This window comes from Duganella callida (genome assembly GCF_004614165.1).
GTDB classification, from domain to species: domain Bacteria; phylum Pseudomonadota; class Gammaproteobacteria; order Burkholderiales; family Burkholderiaceae_D; genus Rugamonas; species Rugamonas callida.
This window is the reverse complement of sequence record NZ_SPVG01000150.1, coordinates 1-18,292: the sequence shown is the minus strand read 5'-3', so window position 1 is coordinate 18,292 and position 18,292 is coordinate 1. Positions and strand designations below refer to the sequence as shown.

Here is an 18,292-nt window from a genome sequence, read left to right as displayed (position 1 = left end):
CCCCCGCTCAGCGGTGACGCGGCGCCGGCCGCGTCCATGCCATAATCGGGCCATGGATAAGGAATCCGAACTGAAACGGTCCAAACGGCTCGCGCTGTCGCTGCTGGCGGCGGCGGCGGCCGTGTTCATCATCACGTCCCTGCTGCCGCGCGGCTTCTGGGTCGACGGCCTGCGCGCCGTGTCGGAGGCGGCCATGGTTGGCGCGCTGGCCGACTGGTTCGCCATCGTCGCGCTGTTCCACAAGGTGCCGATTCCGTTCATCTCGCGGCATACCAGCATCATCCCCAGCAACAAGGTGCGCATCGCCGACAATCTGGCCACCTTCGTCGAGGACAAATTCCTGGCGCCCGAATCGCTGGCGCAGGTCATCCTGAAAACCGACCCGGCCACCAGCGTGGCACAATGGTTGCAGGAACCGCGCAACCGCCAGTATATGGCGGCGCAGCTGGCCAAACTGCTGCCGGAAATCCTCGCCACCGTGGACGACGCCCGCATCCAGCAGCTGATGCGCGACGCCCTGCATGCCGCCATCGGCAAGCTCGACATGGCGCCGTCGCTGGGCACGGTGATCGCCAGCCTGACGCGCGAGGGCCGTCACCAGGAGCTGCTGGACGACGGCATGCGCGCCCTGATCGGCATCCTCAACCGGCCGGAAACGCGACAGGTGATGGCGGAGCTGATCACCGGCTGGCTCAAGCGCGAGCACGCCACCATGGAAATGATGCTGCCGACCGGCTGGATCAGCGAAAGCGGCGCCGCCATGATCGCCGATACGCTCAACAACATCATGGAAAACATCGGCGCCGACAAGGATCACAGGCTGCGCAGCCGTTTCGACGAAATGGTGCAGCGCTTCGTGCAGCGGCTGCAGTCCGATCCGTCCTTCATCGCCAAGGGCGAGGACTTCAAGCGCTATCTTCGCGACAGCGACACCTTCAACCGCTACGCCGGCGATTTGTGGGGCAGTGTGCGCGACTGGATCAAGGCCGACATCGCCGGTGACGATTCGCGGCTGCACGCCGGCGTGCTGCAGGCCGGCGCCTGGCTGAGTGACGAACTGCTTTCCCATCCCGAGATGCGCGCCTCGCTCAACCAGCACATGAGCGAAATGGCCCGGGCGCTGGCGCCGGCGTTCTCGCATTTTTTGACGCGCCACATCAGCGACACCGTCAAGGCCTGGGACGACAAGGACATGTCGCGCCAGATCGAGCTCAATATCGGCAAGGACCTGCAATTCATCCGCGTCAACGGCACCCTGGTGGGCGGCATGATCGGGCTGTTGTTATATGCCAGCGCCCAGGCCATGGAATGGGCGGGAAGCTATCTGCATCAGTGACTATCGTGTTAGCATGGACCGGTTGACATGACTCCGGCGCGTAGTGTGGTTAAACCCTGGCTCACCTTCCTGATCTCGGCAGTGTTCAGCGCGGCCGCGCGGGCCGGCGATATTCCGGTCACCATCTACGCCGACGCCGGCTATCCGCCCTATTCCTACGAAAAGAACGGCAAGCCCGCCGGGCTGTATTACGAGATCGTGCGCGCGGCCTTTACGCGTATGAAGGGGTACCGGATCGAAGTGCAGACCGTGCCATGGAAACGCGGGATGGCGCTGCTGAAGTCCGGCACCGCCTTGGCGCTTTATCCGCCGTATATGAACACCACGGACGAGCCCTGGACCTGGCCGTATTCGCTGCCGCTGTACGACGAAAAAGTGGTCGCGGTCTGTCGCAAGGACGTGCTGGCCGCCGGGCCGCGCAAGCGCTGGCCGCAGGACTTTTACGGCCTCACCATCGGCAACAACGCCGGTTTCATCGTCGGCGGCGTAGCGTTCGAGCAGGCGGTCCGCGCCGGCCGGCTGCGCGTCGAGGAAGCCCGCGACAGCGAAACCAATATCATCAAGCTGGGCTTGAGACGCATCGACTGCTACATCAATGACCGGCGGTCGATCCAGTGGACGCTGAAACAGCTGAAGGCGGGCGGCAGATACGACGAGGGCGGCAGTCACGCCGAACTGGCCGAGGCCACCGAAATCGCCACCGAACAGGGCTTTCTCGGCTTCACCGACCGCGATAACGGCAGGTTCGGTTACAAGACCGACTTCGTCAAACAGTTCGACAACGCCATCTATCAAATGAAGCGCAACGGCGAAATCGAGGCCATTGCCCGCAACTTCTTCAAGACCCACTGATCAGGCGCAGCGCCACCGCCAGACCGATGCCCTGCAGGGTGGTGTAGTGCCACACCAGCGCGCAGTTGTCGAGCGTGGCGCGGTTGACGAGCGTCAGACGGCCGCTCCAGATACGCGCGCACAGATAGGCGGCCAGCACCACCAGCAGCGCGGCATGCAGCGCCTGGTAGGCCAGCATCGCCGCCACCGTGGCGTCCCACGCGTGCTGCGTCGGATTCAGGCCCGCGTGCGCGGTGAGCTGCAGCGCGACACCGCCCAGCATGAACGCCAGCGCCAGCATCACCGCCGGCCACTGGCCGCCCCGCCGCCGGCCCCATTCCATGCATAACGAACCGACCAGCAGCAGGCCGCAGGCCATTCCGCTCATGCGCAGCGGCGCCAGCCCGCTGCCGGGCGGCGGACAGATTTCCAGCCGCATGGCCGTGTGCAGGTGCGCGAAAACGAGCGAGGCGAACACCGTGGCGTCCACCACCAGCGTGATGATCGTGGCCCAGAACGAATGCGAGGCGGCGCCGCGCGCGCCGATCGGCAGCATCACCCGGTCCGCCACGCGCGCCATGCGTTGCGGCGGCAGGCTGTCGGACTGCCACATCCAGGCCAGCACCGCGGCCACGGCGGCGACGCCGCACAGCCAGGCCGGCGCCGTCATGTGCACCGTCAACAGCAGGAAGAAGCCGGCCGTGCCCACGGCGGCGGCCAGCGGCCACCAGCTATCGCCGGGCAGCACCAGCAGATACAGCGGCCGCGCGTCACGCACGCTGGTGACGATGGTTTCGCGCCGTCCGGTGGCGCTGCCGGGCAGCCAGTGCGCGCCCTCCCCGACCTCGCGCGCCAGGTCCGGCTGCTCCCACAGCGGCTCCGCCGAGCGCACGTCCGGAATGCTGCGCGTGGCGTAGTCTTCCGCGGGCAGCCACTCCAGCGTCGGCGCCCGCCACGGATTGCCATGCTTTTGCTTCGGTTTGCGCAGCGTGCGGGCGGCATCGACCACGAACAGCGCCACGCCCGCGGCCAGCAGCACCGCGCCTGTCGTGGACACCAGATTCAGCGCGCCCCAGCCCATCTCCGCCGCATAGGTGTAGACGCGGCGCGGCATGCCGAGCAGACCGCTGACATGCACGGGGAAGAAGGTCAGGTTCATACCGGTGAACATCAGGCCGAATACCCAGCGCGCGGCGGCTTCCGACAGGCGGTGGCCGTTCAGCAGCGGCATCCAGTAGTACAGGGCGGCGAACAGCGGAAATACCAGCCCGCCGATCAGTACATAATGCAGGTGAGCGACGATGAAGTAACTGTCGTGCGCCTGCCAGTCGAACGGCAGCACCGCGACCATCACGCCGGTCAGCCCGCCCAGCACGAAGATGAACAGGAAGCCGAGGATGAACAGCGTCGGCGCGTTCCATTCCACGCGGCCGCGCCACAACGTCGCGATCCAGGCGAATACCTGCAGCGACGTCGGTATCGCCACCACCATGCTGGCCGCCGACACCAGCGCGGACGACCACAGGTTCAAGCCGGCGGTGAACATATGGTGCGCCCACAGCGCAAAGCTGATGACGCCCACCGCCGCCAGCGCCCATACCACCGCACTGCGTCCCACCAGCGGTGTGCCCACCAGGGCGGGCAGCATCACCGACACCATGCCGGCCGCCGGCAGGAAAATGATGTACACCTCGGGATGGCCGAAGAACCAGAACAGGTGCTGCCACAGTATCGGGTCGCCGCCGCGCGCCGGAATGAAGAACGGCCAGTCGTAGGCCCGTTCCAGCTCCAGCAGCGCGGTTCCGGCGATCACCGCCGGGAACGCGAACACCACCATCAGCGCGATCACCAGCATGGACCAGGCGTAGACCGGCATGCGGCTCAGGCGCATGCCGGGCGCGCGCGTGAACAGAATGCCGACGATCAGCTCCACTGCGCCGGCGATGGCCGAGATTTCGATAAAGCCTATGCCGAGCAGCCAGAAATCCGCGTTGATGTCGGGCGAATATTCCTTGCTGGTCAGCGGCGGGTACATGAACCAGCCGCCGTCCGGCGCCAGGCCCGCGAACAGGCTGCAGAAAAAGCCGATGCCGCCCACCGCATAGGCCCAGTAAGCGTACGCCGACAAGCGCGGAAACGGCAGGTCGCGCGCGCCCAGCATGGCCGGCAGCAGGAATACCGAGACCGCCTCCACCACCGGAATCGCGAACAAAAACATCATCACCGTGCCGTGCATGGTGAAAATCTGATTGTAGATGCCGGGACTGAGCAGCGTGTTGTCCGGCACCGCCAGTTGCGCGCGGATCAGCAGACCCAATACCCCGGCCAGCAGGAAGAACAGCAGCGCGGTGCCGATGTAGAGCACGCCTATCGTCGAGTTGTTCACGGTAGTGAAAAAGCGCAGCCCGCGCGGCGTGCGCCAGATGCGGTCCAGGCGTTCCAGCTCGTCCGGCGGCCGCGGCACGGAACTGGGCAGAGTGTCGCGCGGCGCCGTCATTGCAGCGCCTCCAGCCAGGCCGCCAGCGCCTGCAGATCGGTCGCGCTCATGTCGGTGCTTGCCGGCATGCGCACGCCCGGCTTGAGGTGATGCGGATCGGCGATCCATTGCCGCAGCGCCGCGCGCCCGTTGCGCAGCGTACCGGCGCCGAGGTACAGCCGGCTGCCCACATGCGTCAGATCCGGCCCCAGACCGCCGCCATCCGTGCCAGCAGCCACGCCAGCGCCTCCGATGGCGTGGTCGCCGACTCCGCGCACCGTGTGGCATGCGGCGCAGCGCCGCGCCTCGAACACGCGCCGTCCCGCTGCATTGGCGCTCGCATTGGCGCTCGCGTTGGCGCGCGCGGGCAGCGCCTGCGCCGCCAGCCAGGCCGCGAATTCCCGCTCGCCCAGCGCCACCACGTGCAGCGCCATGCGCGCATGCTGTTCGCCGCAGTATTCCGCACACTGCACGCGGTAGACGCCGGGCTGCCGCGCCCGCAGCATCAGGCCATGTACGCGTCCCGGCACCATGTCCACCTTGCCCGCCAGCGCCGGCGCCCAGAAACTGTGGATCACATCCGCGCTGCTCAAGCCCAGATACACCGGCTGGCCGACCGGCAGCCGGATCTCGTTGGCCAGCACGATATCCGCGCCGCCGGTGGGGTCCGTATAGCGCACCTCCCACCACCACATGTGCGCCACCACGGCGATCCGCACCGTCTGGCGTGACGATACCTCACTCAACAGCGCCCCGCGCCACACCGAGTACAGCAACAGCGCCAGCAGCGCCACCGACGGCAGCGCGACGCCGGCTCCCAGCAGCCAGCGGCGCGGGCGCACCTCGCGCTGGCGGCGCAATCCCAACGCGCAGACCACCATCACCCCCGCGAACGCCAGCGCCGCGCCGCCGATCAACACCCAGGCCAGATGCGCGGTCACTTCCGCATCCCAGCCGCCGGGATGCAGCACCGATTGCGGCCGCGCGCTCATGGCGTCGCGTACAGATATGCCGCCATATGGCGCGCGTCGTCCGCGGACACGCCCATCGCCGGCATGGCGGTGCCCGGCTTCAGCGCGGCCGGGTCGATCAGCCAGCGCACCAGCGTCCCGGGGGCATTGGGCACGCTGCCCGCGATATAGCTGCGCTGGCCGAAACCGTCGAGCGGCGGCCCGATTTGTCCGCGCGCGGCGGCCACACCCTCGATCCGGTGACACGCGCCGCACTGGTACTGCGCCAGCAGCAGCTTGCCGCGCGCGGCGTCGCCGCCCTGCACCCGCACCGGTCCCGCACCGCCATCGCATGCGGTCAGCCAGGCCAACGGAAGAAGGAACAGGATGCGCACGATTGGAATCAGTCCCGGACTGTCGAATCGATACAATACACGAACGATATTTATTAATCTTTTTCAATAGGACACTGCCGATGACCCAGCGGCGCCGACTTGTCGTCATCACGGTGGGCGCCACCCTTGCGGCACTGGCGGTGCTGGCGGCGGCCGTCGGCACGTTGCTGCTCTACGGCGGTTATTACAACGTGGCCGCGACGCGCTCGCACTTCCAGTGGGTGCATACGCTGCTGGAAATCGGCATGCGCGAATCCGTGCGCCATCACGCGCGCGAGGTCACGGCGCCGCCATCCGTCGCCCATGCCGAGGTAGCGCTGCGCGGCGCCGGACTGTATCGCGACAATTGCCTGCAGTGCCACGGCGCGCCGGGCGTGGCACAAGGCGAAATCGGCCGCAGCATGCAGCCGGTGCCCGGTTCCCTGGCCGACGCCGCGCGCCGTTGGCGGCACAACGAGATGTACTGGATCACGCGCCACGGCATCAAGATGAGCGGCATGCCGGCCTGGGAATTTCATCTGGCCGAAGAGGATATCTGGGCGATAGTCGCCTTTCTGACCGTGTTGCCGCGCCTGTCGCCGGCAGGCTATGCGGCCATGGCCGAACAGGCCGGCCATCCCGCGCGCGCCGCACGCCCGCCGCACCCGCACCCCGATGCCGAAAACGGCCGCCTGGCCCTGACGCAGTACGCCTGCAATGCCTGCCACGTCATCCCCGGCGTGACCGGGCCGGCCACCTTCGTCGGCCCGCCGCTGCGCGGGCTGGGAGAGCGCCAGTACATCGCCGGGCATCTGCCCAACACCGCCGATAACCTGGCGCGGTGGATACGCGACCCGCAGCGCATGGATCCGTCGACCGCCATGCCGGCGCTGGACGTCACAGAATCCGATGCGCGCGATATCGCCGCCTATCTGCTGGCACGATAGCGTCATGACGACCACCACACCCAAGCCGCCCTCCCCGCCGAATCAACGCAGCTACCTGCACCGCGTGGTGCTGGCCTATGGCGTCGGCATGCTGTTCTTCCTCACGTTGGCGGCGCTGTGGTACGGCGCCGAAGTCTTCCTGCTGCTGTTCGCCTGCGCGCTGTTCGCCATCCTGCTGTACGAATTAAGCCGGCGCATGGCCGCGCGGCTGGCGGTGCGGCGCGGTATCGCCCTGACCGTTATCGCCGCCGCACTGGCCGCCTTGATCGGCGGTGGCAGCTGGGCACTGGCCCCGCAGATCGCCGAACAGGCGACGGAACTTGGCTCGGTGGTGCCGGAATCGATAGAGCGCTTGCGTGCCGCCGTCGCCAGGAATGCTTTTTTACACAGCATCCTGTCCGACCTGCCCAGCGCCGACGCCATCCGCAAGCAGCTCACGGCCCTGGCGCCCAACGCGGGTCTGGTGTTCAGCGGAGTTCTGGGAGCACTGGGCAATGTGGTGATCATTCTTTGCGTGGGACTGTATTTCGCCGCGCAGCCCGCCGTCTACATCAGCGGCTTCCTGAAACTGATTCCGCAACAGCGCCGCCCGCGCGTGCGCGAAGTGCTGGACACCATCGGCGACACGCTGGCGCGCTGGCTGGTGGGCAAACTGGTGTCGATGATCGTGGTCGGCGTGGCCACCGCCATCGGCCTGTGGCTGCTCGGGGTGCCGCTGGCGATGGTATTGGGCCTGATCGCCGGCCTGCTCGACTTCATCCCCTACATCGGCCCACTGATGGCGGGCGTGCCGGCGGTGTTGATCGCCTTCTCGGACAGTCCGCAACTGGGCCTGTACACCATCCTGCTGTTCCTCGGCATCCAGACGGTGGAAGGCTACCTGCTGTCGCCACTGATCGAATCGCGCAGCGTGGCGCTGCCGCCGGCGCTGACCATCGCCACGCAGGTGCTGTGCGGCGCCCTGTTCGGCCTGGCCGGCGTCGCGCTGGCCACGCCGCTGGCGGCGGTGCTGGCGGTACTGGTCACCATGCTGTACGTCCAGGATGTGCTGCACGACAGCGCTACACCGCCAGGTGACGCTTGACCTCGGGATCGCTCATCGCCGCCTGCGCACCGGAGGCCACCACCTCGCCGCGCGACAGCACCATGAACTGATCCGCCAGTTCGTGGGCGAAATCGAAATACTGTTCGCACAGCAGGATCGCCATGTCGCCGCGCTGGCGCAGCAGGCGGATGACGTTGCCGATGTCCTTGATGATGGACGGCTGGATCCCTTCGGTCGGCTCGTCGAGGATGATCAGCCTGGGCTCGGCCAGCAGCGCGCGGGCGATCGCCAGCTGCTGCTGTTGGCCGCCGGACAGGTCGCCGCCGCGCCGGTGCAGCATCTCCTTCAGCACCGGGAACAGCTCGTAGACTTCGCCCTTGATGGTGGACGCCTTTTTGCCGCGATGCGTGGCTAGCCCCATCAGCAAATTCTCCTCCACCGTCAGACGCGCGAAGATTTCCCGCCCCTGCGGCACGTAAGCGATGCCGGCGCGTGCACGCTGGTGTGGCGGCAGCCGTGTGATGTCGCGCCCTTCCAGCCGTACGCTGCCCGCCGATACGGGCAGAACGCCCATCAGGCACTTGAGCAGCGTGGTCTTGCCGACGCCATTGCGGCCCAGCAGCGCCATGCACTTGCCCCGCTCCAGTTCCAGCGACACGCCGCGCAGCGTATGCGAGGAGCCGTAGTACTGATTGATTTTTTCCACTTGCAGCATAAGTCAGCGTCCCAGATAAACTTCGATCACCCGCTCGTCGGCCTGTACCTCGGCCATGCGCCCCTGCGCCAGCACCGAGCCCTCGTGCAGCACCGTCACTACACCCTGCTGCGCGATCTCGGTGACGAAGGCCATGTCGTGTTCCACCACCATGATCGAATGCTTGCCGCGCAATTCGTTGAGCAGTTCCGCCGTGCGCGCCGTCTCGGCGTCCGACATGCCGGCCACCGGCTCGTCCAGCAGAATCAGTTGCGGTTCCTGCATCAGCAGCATGCCGATTTCCAGCCATTGCTTCTGCCCGTGCGACAGCAAACCCGCCAGCCGCCGCTCGCTGCCGTTCAGGCGTATCAGCTTGAGGATGTCCTCGATCTTGCCGCGCTGTTCGGAACCGAGACGCGCGAACAGCGTGGGCCGCACGCGCTTGTCCATCTTCATGGCCAGTTCCAGGTTCTCGAACACCGTGTGCTGCTCGAACACCGTCGGCCGCTGGAACTTGCGGCCGATGCCGGCGTGCGCGATCTGGTGTTCGCTCATGCGGCTCAGGTCCATGGTCTGACCGAAGAAGGCCGTGCCCGACGTCGGCCGCGTCTTGCCGGTGATGACGTCCATCATGGTGGTCTTGCCGGCGCCATTCGGGCCGATGATGCAGCGCAGCTCGCCGACCGAGATGTCCAGACTCAGTTTGTTCAGCGCGCGGAAGCCGTCGAACACCACGCTGATCTCTTCCAGATAAAGGATGGCGCCGTGCGTGGTGTCCAGCCCCTCGCCCGCGACGCGTCCATACGACGGACCTTGCGCGCCGATCGTATCCGGCCCGGCTTCGCGCCGCAGACGTTCGTCCAGATGTTCGTTCACGCTCATGCCTGCTCCTTACGCATCAAACCGGCCAGCCCGCGCGGCAGATAGCGCGTGACCAGGATAAAAATCAGACCGAGGGCGAACAGCCACAGGTCGGGGAAAGCGCCTGTGAACCAGCTTTTCAGACCGTTCACCGAGAAGGCGCCGATCACCGGGCCAAGCAGGGTGCCGCGTCCGCCGACCGCCGCCCAGATCACCATTTCGATCGAATTCGCCGGCGACATCTCGGACGGGTTGATGATGCCCACCTGCGGCACGTACAGCGCGCCCGCGATCCCGCACAGCACCGCCGACAGCGTCCACACGAACAGTTTGAACCACAGCGGGTTATAGCCGATGAACATCAGCCGCGATTCCGAATCGCGCACCGCCTGCAGCACGCGCCCGAGTTTCGACGTGACGATCCAGCGGCACAGCAGCAACGCGCCGGCCAGCGTCGCCAGCGTCACCAGGTACAACGCGGCCTTGGTGCCCGGCGCAGCGATCGGGAAACCGAGAATGCGTTTGAAATCGGTGAAGCCGTTATTCCCGCCGAAGCCGGTGTTATTCCGGAAGAACAGCAGCATGAAGGCATAGGTCATGGCCTGGGTGATGATGGAGAAGTACACGCCCTTGATACGCGAGCGGAAGGCGAAATAGCCGAATACAAAGGCCAGCACGCCGGGCACCAGCACCACCAGCGCCAGCGATACCCAGAAGCTGTCGGTGCCGCTCCAGTACCACGGATAGGCTTTCCAGTCCAGGAACACCATAAAGTCCGGCAGGTCGCTCTGGTACACGCCTTCGCGGCCGATGGCGCGCATCAGGTACATGCCGTGGGCATAGGCGCCGAGCGCAAAGAACACGCCGTGACCCAGCGACAGGATGCCGGCATAGCCCCACACCATGTCCAGCGCCAGCGCTGCCAGCGCGTAGCACATGAATTTGCCGATCAGGCTGACCATGTAGCTGGGCACATGCAGCGGATGGCCGTCCGCGAAGATGAGGTTCAGCAGCGGCAGCGCCGCCAGCACCACCACGCCGGCCACGATGGCGGCCCACGCAGGGCGGGAAAACAAGGAAGTGCGGTTCATTCGACGCTCCTGCCTTTCATGGCGAACAGCCCTTGCGGACGTTTCTGGATGAAGATGATGATGAAGATGAGGATGGCGATCTTGGCCAGCACCGCGCCCGCGACGGGCTCCAGGAATTTGTTCGCCTCGCCCAGCCCCAGCGCGGCAATCACGGTGCCTGCCAGTTGTCCGACGCCGCCCAGCACCACCACCATGAAGGAATCGACGATATAGCCTTGTCCCAGATCCGGGCCGACGTTGCCCAGCTGCGACAGCGCCACGCCACCGAGGCCGGCGATGCCGGAGCCGAGGCCGAAGGTCATCATGTCGATCTTCGCGGTGGAGACGCCGACGCAGCCGGCCATGCGGCGGTTCTGCATGACGGCACGCACGAACAGGCCAAGCCGCGTCTTGTTCAGGATCAGCCACACTCCGGCCACCACCAGCAACGCAAAGACGATGATGGCGATGCGGTTGTAGGCCAGCACCAGCGAACCGAGCACCGTGACGCCGCCGGACATCCACGCCGGATTGGCGACTTCCACATTCTGCGCGCCGAAAATGCTGCGTACGGCCTGCATCAGTATCAGGCTGATGCCCCAGGTGGCCAGCAGGGTTTCCAGCGGCCGGCCGTATAGCCAGCGGATCACCGTGCGTTCCAGCGCGACGCCCACGGCGGCCGTGACGATGAACGCGGCCGGCAGCGCGGCGGCCAGATACCAGTCCAGCGCATCCGGCGCCCAGCGGCGGAAGGCAAGCTGGCACAAATAAGTGGTGTAGGCGCCTATCATCAGCAGTTCGCCGTGCGCCATGTTGATGATGCCCATCAGGCCGAAGGTGATGGCCAGGCCCAGCGCCGCCAGCAGCAGCACGCTGGCCAGCGAGATGCCGTAGAAGACGTTGCCGATGAATTCCGTCCGTGCGAGGCGGCTATCCAGCGCCTGCAACGTGTGGGCGGCGGCGACGCGTACGCTTTCGTCGGCATCGCCTGCCACCATCGATTGCAGCTGCGGACGCAGGCTGGCGTTGCTGCTGTCGGCCAGCGCCTCCACGGCCGCCTTGCGTTTGGCGGCTTCCGGCGCGTGCAGGTTGGCGGTGGCGAGTGCCAGCTGCAGCAACTCGCGAATCCGGCTGTCGGTTTCCCTGGCCAGCGCCTTTTCGATCAGTGGCGCCTGCGCCGGCGCGGCGCTCTTTTGCATGTCCGTGGCAGCGGCCATACGCTGCGCGCGCTCGGGCGAGAACATCTTCAGCGCCGCCAGGGCGTCGTCGATGGCGCCGCGCAGGCGGTTGTTGACCATCAGGCCGTCCAGGCCATCGGGCATGGTCCCCGGCGCGCCAGTGAGGCCGCTGGCAACGTCGGTGGCCTTGTCGTCGGCAACGATGTACAGTTTGCCGTCCGGGGTGGCGTAGACGTCGCCGCTCTGCAGCGCGGACAGGAAACGCGTGGCCTCATCGGTGCCCAGCGCGCCGATTTTGGCGACGGCTTCGACGCGCGCGTCCGGGTCGTCGCCGGTCAGCGGCGCCAGCACCTCCGGCGCGATGGCGGCGGAGGTGTCCGCGCCGGCGCACAGCAGGCAGGCAAGCAGCAGGATTTTTTTCAGCATATCTTGGTCCTCGGGTGAAGCGTCCCCGCGCCGCGGCTGCGGTGCGGGGCATCACGATTTACAGCTTCTGCTTACCTTCATTCCCCGGAATGAACGGGCTCCACGGATTGGCGCGGATCGGGCCAGGAGTCTTCCACACCACGTTGAACTGCCCGTCCGGGCGGATCTCGCCGATGAACACCGGCTTGTGCAGGTGGTGGTTGGTGGCATCCATGGTCAGCGTGAATCCCGACGGCGCCTTGAACGACTGGCCGCCCATCGCCGCGATCACCTTGTCGGTGTCGGTGGACTTGGCTTTCTCCACCGCCTGCGCCCACATGTGGATGCCGACGTAGGTCGCTTCCATCGGATCGTTGGTCACCACCGTGTTTGCGTTCGGCAGCTTCCTGGCGGCGGCATAGGCTTTCCACTTCTTGATGAAGTCCGTGTTGACCGGGTTCTTCACCGATTCGAAGTAGTTCCAGGCCGCCAGATGGCCGACCAGCGGCTTGGTGTCGACGCCGCGCAGCTCCTCTTCGCCCACCGAGAACGCCACCACCGGCACGTCGGTCGCCTTCAGGCCGGCATTGCCCAGCTCTTTGTAGAACGGCACGTTGGAATCGCCGTTGATGGTCGAGATCACCGCCGTCTTGCCGCCGGCCGAAAACTTCTTGATGTTGGCGACGATGGTCTGGTAGTCCGAGTGACCGAACGGGGTGTAGACTTCGTCGATATCGCTGTCCTTCACGCCCTTGCTCTTCAGGTAGGCGCGCAGGATTTTATTGGTGGTGCGTGGATAGACGTAGTCGGTCCCCAGCAGCACGAAGCGCTTGGCGCCGCCGCCGTCCTTGCTCATCAGGTATTCGACCGCCGGAATCGCCTGCTGATTCGGCGCCGCGCCGGTGTAGAACACATTCTTCTCGAGTTCTTCGCCCTCATACTGCACCGGGTAGAACAGCAGCGAGTTCAGCTCCTTGAACACCGGCAGCACCGACTTGCGCGACACCGAGGTCCAGCAGCCGAACACCACGGCCACCTTGTCCTGGGCGATCAGGCCGCGCGCCTTTTCGGCGAACAGCGGCCAGTTCGAGGCCGGATCGACCACTACGGGCTCCAGCTTCTTGCCCAACACGCCACCCTTGGCGTTGATCTCATCGATGGTCATCAGCGCCACGTCCTTCAGCGAGGTTTCCGAGATGGCCATGGTGCCGGACAGCGAATGCAGGATGCCGACCTTGATGGTGTCCGCGGCGTAGGCTTGGGTACCGGCGGCCAGCAGCGTGGTGGCGGCGGCGATGCGGCTCAGGGTGCCGATAAAATGACGACGATTTTGCATGGGTTAGCTCCGTGGTGATGAATCAGTATTGAAGTTGCAGCGCGATCTGGAACTTGTCCTGGTCGGCGACACTGGTGATCCTGGTCTTGGAGTACACCGCGCTGACCTGCGCGTTGTAACCTTCGATGATGTAGTTCACGCCGACGTCATACTGCTTGGTGTCGATATTGGTGTCGGCCGCGAACTTCTGGGCGCGCACGAAGGGCTGGAACCTGCCCCATCCGGCCTTGTCCTCGAAGATATAGGAGGCGCCGGCCGAATAGGCTTTGCCCTGCTCGGACTTGACGATGTCGTCGGTGTTGTAGTCGTACCAGGCGGCTTCCAGCGCGAAGGCGCCGGCGCCCTTGATGCGCTTCTCCAGCAGGAAGTCGACGTTGTAGGAGCTGTATTTGCCGACCGCGCCCACGGTCAGGATGCCGTCCTTCTGATAGCGGCCGGCCACGCCGATGGCCAGGATATCGGCCTGCCCCAGGTAGTTGCCGGTGCCGTAGTAACCCGGCTCCGCGTCCCAGAAGTCGTACTGCACGCGGCCGGCGTACATCAGTGAGTCGTCGGCCTTGATGCCGGCCGCCTTGGCCTGCGACTGCGTCAGCGAGCCGATGCCGAAGGTATGGCCTTCAAAGGCGCCGAACGAGTAGCCCAGCCGGCCGCCGTCGCCGACATTGCCCCAGACGACCACACCGTCGTCACGACCGCGGAAGATGCCGCCGTTGTAGCCGTAGCGCGACGCCACGCCGGCCCAGTAACCGCCACCCAGCGAATAATAGGGTCCGGCCATATTGGCGCGGTCCGATGGCGACAGCAGGCGGCCCGCCCAGATATTCAGCTCGGGCGAGATGGCGAACTGCCCGGCCGCATCCAGCACGCGGATCTTGTCGCCGTCCCACTCGGTGTTGAACATGCCCTTGATGTTCTTGTTCAGCGAGGCGCCGAAATACAGTCGTCCGCTGTCGAGGTTAAAGTCGTTGGAGCGACCGCCGTCCGGCGCCGCGTTCTCTGCGCTGGTATAGCTCTCGCGCAGGCCGAAACCGACGCTGACCGACTTGGCCTCGCCGAAATTGACCGTGGCGCCGGCCCACACATTCCCCGTGACCGCCGCCACTGCGATGGCCAGCAGCCGCCGTTTGCTCAACCCCATCATGCTCTCCCGTCTTGGTTTTGGATGAGACAAGATTAATCAGACGACAAGCTTCAAGGAATACGTTGAATGACGTAGTGGTACGTAGCACACAGCATCTTGTATTTGCCTCGTGCAAGCTCCGTGCGTTTGCGCACATCACGTGGCCGCAGCGCAGGCTACGATGCGCTTACTTGCTCAGTGAGGACTGCGATGAAACGTGATGACCTGCCGGCGACCGCCCCGCCCCCTGTCGCCGCCAAGGCGGCCGGGCTGCGTTATGTTCACGACGACCAGCCGGGCATCGCGCGACGCAAGCGCGGCAAGCAGTTCCACTACGTCGGTGCCGACGGCCAGCCGGTGCGCGACGAGGCGACGCTGGCGCGCATCAAATCGCTGGTGATCCCGCCGGCCTGGGAAGACGTCTGGATCTGCAAGCACGCGCTGGGCCACTTGCAGGCCACGGGACGCGATGCGCGCGGACGCAAGCAATATCGCTATCACCCGCGCTGGCGCGCGCACCGCGACGAATCCAAGTACGAACGCATGCTCAGCTTCGGCAAGGCGCTGCCGGCGATCCGCCGCGCCGCCGATGAAGCGCTGCGCAAGCCCGGCCTGCCGCGCGAGAAGATATTGGCCACCATCGTGCACCTGCTGGAAGCGACGCTGATGCGGATCGGGAACGAGGAGTACGCGCGCGAGAACAAATCGTTCGGCCTGACCACGCTGCGCGGCCGCCACGTGCGGCTGGACGGCAGCACGGTGCAGTTCCGCTTCCGCGGCAAGAGCGGCGTGCACCATGCGGTGGAGGTGCACGACCGCCGGCTGGCCAACATCATCCGCAAGGTACGCGACCTGCCGGGCCAGGAACTGTTCCAGTACGAAGACGACGACGGCAATCCGCACGCGGTGGATTCCGCCGACGTCAACGAATACCTGCAGACCATCACCGGCGCCGACTACACGGCCAAGGACTTCCGTACCTGGGCCGGCACGGTGCTGGCCGCCGTGGCCCTGCTCGAATACGAAAAATACGATTCCGCCGCCCAGGCCAAGAAGAACGTGGTGCAGGCCATCGAATCGGTGGCCAAAAAACTGGGCAACACGCCTACCATCTGCCGCAAATGCTACGTCCACCCGGCCGTGATCGAATCCTACCTGGACGGCACCATGCTCACCACGCTGCGCCAACGCGCGCAGCAGGAACTGCAGGAAGACCTGCACGCCCTGCGCCCCGAGGAAGCGGCCGTGTTAGCGCTGTTGCAACAGCGTCTGCAAACGGCGACGGCGGCCCGCTAAAAAGGAGTAGAATTCCGGTCTGCCTTCAACGCCGACCCGCCGTCTCCATGCCTGTGCCGCCGCCTTTCCCCATCCGCAAAGAGTGTCCGCCCGGCGCCTGCGTGTGCGGACGCGACGAGCTGCTCGATGCCTGGGCCAGCGCGCCGGAGGACGCCGATATCCGCGTGCTGCGCCTCACCCGCGAGGAAGAGAAACGCCTGATCGAGCGCATCGAGGCGATCAGCACTTACGAAGATCTGGGCCGCATCATGCACAAATTGCGCGAGCTGCTCGGCATCACGCTCACCATCACGCCCAGCGCGCGTGGCGTCAGCACGGTGATGGGCTTGTCGATCAAATTGGCGGAGCAACCTGGCCTGTGCCGCAGGACGCATGAAGCGCTGCCGGCCGCCGTGCGCCGTTGCTTCCGCGCGCATCCGGAAATCGTCTATGCGCTGCTGAACGCGCGCGACCTGCTGGCCGACGAGTCGCCCTAGCCCGGATGCGCCAGCGCGGCGCCGGGCATGCTGCCGCCTTCTGTGCCGTCCGGGTAGATATCGTGGAATTTGCTGTAGTCGAGGATGCGCACATTTCCTTCCATTTTGTCGGAAAGGATGTCGGCGAAATGGTGGTTGAAGAAGATGTGTTCCGCCGCGTAGGTCTGGCGCGCGTGAACGAAGTCGTTCAGCGTGTCGTCGGTGCCGGAGATGGCCACCGCCAGCGTGGCGCCCTCATCATGCAGGTCCTGCTGGGTCTTGCCGTACAACGGACTGGATTCGTCGATTCTGTGCAGGATGGTCCAGGTCAGCGCGAACACGCCGGATTGATCGCGCTCCAGCTTCAGGTCGTAAAAGCGCGTGAAGATCTGGCCTTCCTGCGTGGTTTCGCGCCGCACCAGCGCGGCGCGCACCGACGCCTCCAGTATCAGATTGGCGCGCTCGTTCCCCGCGCGCAGCATCAGTGTCGGTACGCCGTTGAAGGGCGTGATCACCGCCACGTCCGAAAACATGATGCGCGAGGTTGGGCGCGAAAAACGCGCGAACAGCAGCCCGGTCACCGCCGCCACCTCCACCATGCCGAGCAGGATCTCGGTCGAAGCGACGATGTGGCCGTAGGTCGAGCCGGGATTCATGTAGCCGTAGCCCACCGTCGCCAGCGTTTCGATGGAAAAGAACACGCAGTCCGGAAAATAGCCGGGACGCGCGTTGGAGATGGACCCCGGCACGGCGAAGAACGCCAGCGCGAAACCGAGGTTGGTGACGAAATACAGCATGCCGATCAACGCAAAGAAGCGCGGCCAGGTCAACGTCAGCATCCAGTGGTAGATGTCGCCCCAGTGCCAGAAGGAGACGCCCACCCGCTTGATCTGCGAGGTGCCGAGCTGGAAGCCGCCGCGCACCTGTCCGACACGCGGTCGAGGGATCTGTTGCGCCGGACGGCGCGGCGTGGCGCTCATGGCCGCCTCAGTCGTCGTCGTTGGGGTCGAGGCCGGGGAACATCACCTCGGTGAAGCCGAATTTGGAGAAGTCCCGGATGCGCATCGGGTACAGCTTGCCCAGCAGGTGGTCCACCTCGTGCTGCACCACGCGCGCATGGAAGCCGTCCACCTCGCGCTTGATGGCGTGATTGAACTGGTCCACGCCTTCGTAGCGCAGCTTGACGTAACGCGGCACGCTGCCGCGCAGGCCCGGCACCGACAAACAGCCCTCGAAGCCTTCTTCCATCTCTTCCGACAGCGGCGTCAGCACCGGATTGATTAATACCGTTTCCGGCACCTGCGGCGCGTCCGGGTAGCGCAGGTTTTGCTTGAAACCGAAGATCACCAGCTGCAGGTTGACGCCGATCTGCGGCGCCGCCAGACCGGCGCCATTGGCCGCGTGCATGGTGTCGAACATGTCGGCGATCAGCTCGCGCATGTAGGGCGTATCGAACTCGGTCACCGGCTCGGCGACACGCAGCAGGCGGGGGTCGCCCATCTTCAGGATTTCACGCACGGCCATGATTTATTCCCCTTTGATCTCGCACTGAATCTCGCGCAGGAATCGGCAGTATTCATCGCCGGTTTCCAGGTGCTTGAGGCCCATCGCGGTGGTTGCCTTCAGATAACCGAGCTTGGAGCCGCAGTCGTAGCGGGTGCCGTCGTAGCGGTAAGCCAGCACGCGTTCATCCTTCATCAGTGCGGCGATGCCGTCGGTCAGCTGGATTTCGCCGCCGGCGCCCTGGCCCAGATTTTCCAGATAGTCGAAAATGCGGCCGGACAGCACATAGCGTCCCACCACCGCCAGCGTCGATGGCGCCACTTCCGGCGCCGGCTTCTCGACGATGCCGTGCACCACTTCCAGCTTGGGCTGATATGCGGTCGCGCTGACGATACCATATTGGCGCGTGGCCGCA

At 65.6% G+C, this 18,292-nt stretch carries 18 protein-coding genes; 6 read left to right on the top strand and 12 right to left on the bottom strand.

Features of this window, described 5'->3' with window-relative positions; genetic code table 11:
- The first annotated feature begins 52 nt into the window (after positions 1-52).
- Both E4L98_RS14860 and E4L98_RS14855 read left to right on the top strand, forming a co-directional pair.
- A complete protein-coding gene (locus E4L98_RS14860) occupies positions 53-1,336 on the top strand; it encodes a DUF445 domain-containing protein (protein ID WP_135202330.1) in 1,284 nt (427 codons plus the stop codon).
- Between the two features lie 45 nt (positions 1,337-1,381).
- Entirely contained in the window at positions 1,382-2,188 is an 807-nt protein-coding gene (locus E4L98_RS14855) for a substrate-binding periplasmic protein (protein ID WP_229257403.1), read from the top strand.
- On the opposite strand, the gene E4L98_RS14850 is transcribed toward E4L98_RS14855, so the two are convergent.
- Genes E4L98_RS14850 through E4L98_RS14840 form a run of 3 tightly spaced genes read right to left on the bottom strand, consistent with a single transcriptional unit; the run spans position 2,175 to position 6,024 of the window.
- Positions 2,175-4,664 (bottom strand): cbb3-type cytochrome c oxidase subunit I, encoded by a 2,490-nt coding sequence (locus E4L98_RS14850; RefSeq protein ID WP_135202328.1) that lies wholly within the window; start codon positions 4,662-4,664, stop codon positions 2,175-2,177. The genes E4L98_RS14855 and E4L98_RS14850 overlap by 14 nt on opposite strands.
- A complete protein-coding gene (locus E4L98_RS14845; RefSeq protein WP_135202327.1) occupies positions 4,661-5,635 on the bottom strand; it encodes a cytochrome c oxidase subunit II in 975 nt (324 codons plus the stop codon). The genes E4L98_RS14850 and E4L98_RS14845 overlap by 4 nt, the downstream gene beginning before the upstream one ends.
- Positions 5,632-6,024 (bottom strand): c-type cytochrome, encoded by a 393-nt coding sequence (locus tag E4L98_RS14840; protein ID WP_229257402.1) that lies wholly within the window; start codon positions 6,022-6,024, stop codon positions 5,632-5,634. The genes E4L98_RS14845 and E4L98_RS14840 overlap by 4 nt, the downstream gene beginning before the upstream one ends.
- A 44-nt stretch (positions 6,025-6,068) precedes the next feature.
- Between E4L98_RS14840 and E4L98_RS14835 the strand changes: the two genes are divergently transcribed.
- Positions 6,069-6,914, top strand: a complete 846-nt coding sequence (locus E4L98_RS14835) for a c-type cytochrome (protein WP_135202326.1) — start codon at positions 6,069-6,071, stop codon at positions 6,912-6,914.
- Between the two features lie 4 nt (positions 6,915-6,918).
- Positions 6,919-7,998 (top strand): AI-2E family transporter, encoded by a 1,080-nt coding sequence (locus E4L98_RS14830; protein ID WP_167761337.1) that lies wholly within the window; start codon positions 6,919-6,921, stop codon positions 7,996-7,998.
- Here E4L98_RS14830 and urtE read toward each other — a convergent pair.
- Genes urtE through E4L98_RS14800 form a run of 6 tightly spaced genes read right to left on the bottom strand, consistent with a single transcriptional unit; the run spans position 7,976 to position 14,644 of the window.
- Positions 7,976-8,674 carry an urea ABC transporter ATP-binding subunit UrtE gene (gene urtE / locus E4L98_RS14825; RefSeq protein WP_135202324.1) on the bottom strand — a complete coding sequence of 233 codons (699 nt, stop codon included), beginning with the start codon at positions 8,672-8,674 and terminating at the stop codon, positions 7,976-7,978. The genes E4L98_RS14830 and urtE overlap by 23 nt on opposite strands.
- A 3-nt stretch (positions 8,675-8,677) precedes the next feature.
- Positions 8,678-9,535, bottom strand: a complete 858-nt coding sequence (gene urtD, locus E4L98_RS14820) for an urea ABC transporter ATP-binding protein UrtD (RefSeq protein ID WP_229257401.1) — start codon at positions 9,533-9,535, stop codon at positions 8,678-8,680.
- Positions 9,532-10,605 (bottom strand): urea ABC transporter permease subunit UrtC, encoded by a 1,074-nt coding sequence (urtC, locus tag E4L98_RS14815; protein WP_135202323.1) that lies wholly within the window; start codon positions 10,603-10,605, stop codon positions 9,532-9,534. The genes urtD and urtC overlap by 4 nt, the downstream gene beginning before the upstream one ends.
- Positions 10,602-12,188 (bottom strand): urea ABC transporter permease subunit UrtB, encoded by a 1,587-nt coding sequence (gene urtB / locus E4L98_RS14810; RefSeq protein ID WP_135202322.1) that lies wholly within the window; start codon positions 12,186-12,188, stop codon positions 10,602-10,604. The genes urtC and urtB overlap by 4 nt, the downstream gene beginning before the upstream one ends.
- A 58-nt stretch (positions 12,189-12,246) precedes the next feature.
- A complete protein-coding gene (gene urtA, locus E4L98_RS14805) occupies positions 12,247-13,503 on the bottom strand; it encodes an urea ABC transporter substrate-binding protein (protein ID WP_135202321.1) in 1,257 nt (418 codons plus the stop codon).
- 22 nt (positions 13,504-13,525) lie between these two features.
- Entirely contained in the window at positions 13,526-14,644 is a 1,119-nt protein-coding gene (locus E4L98_RS14800; protein ID WP_135202320.1) for a porin, read from the bottom strand.
- Between the two features lie 189 nt (positions 14,645-14,833).
- On the opposite strand from E4L98_RS14800, the gene E4L98_RS14795 reads away from it, so the two are divergent.
- Both E4L98_RS14795 and E4L98_RS14790 read left to right on the top strand, forming a co-directional pair.
- Positions 14,834-15,919, top strand: a complete 1,086-nt coding sequence (locus E4L98_RS14795; protein ID WP_135202319.1) for a DNA topoisomerase IB — start codon at positions 14,834-14,836, stop codon at positions 15,917-15,919.
- A 47-nt stretch (positions 15,920-15,966) separates the two neighbouring features.
- Positions 15,967-16,395: a hypothetical protein gene (locus E4L98_RS14790; RefSeq protein WP_205746731.1), complete on the top strand. Its 429-nt coding sequence runs from the start codon at positions 15,967-15,969 to the stop codon at positions 16,393-16,395.
- On the opposite strand, the gene E4L98_RS14785 is transcribed toward E4L98_RS14790, so the two are convergent.
- From E4L98_RS14785 to E4L98_RS14775, 3 genes are all read right to left on the bottom strand, one after another.
- Complete coding sequence (locus E4L98_RS14785; RefSeq protein ID WP_135202318.1) at positions 16,392-17,354, bottom strand: ion channel; 963 nt, start codon at positions 17,352-17,354, stop codon at positions 16,392-16,394. The two genes, E4L98_RS14790 and E4L98_RS14785, sit on opposite strands and share 4 nt — an antisense overlap.
- 7 nt (positions 17,355-17,361) lie before the next feature.
- Positions 17,362-17,898, bottom strand: a complete 537-nt coding sequence (gene def, locus E4L98_RS14780; protein WP_135202317.1) for a peptide deformylase — start codon at positions 17,896-17,898, stop codon at positions 17,362-17,364.
- 3 nt (positions 17,899-17,901) lie between these two features.
- On the bottom strand, positions 17,902-18,292 hold a 391-nt coding region (locus E4L98_RS14775), incomplete at its 5' end, for a sugar phosphate nucleotidyltransferase (protein ID WP_267874912.1).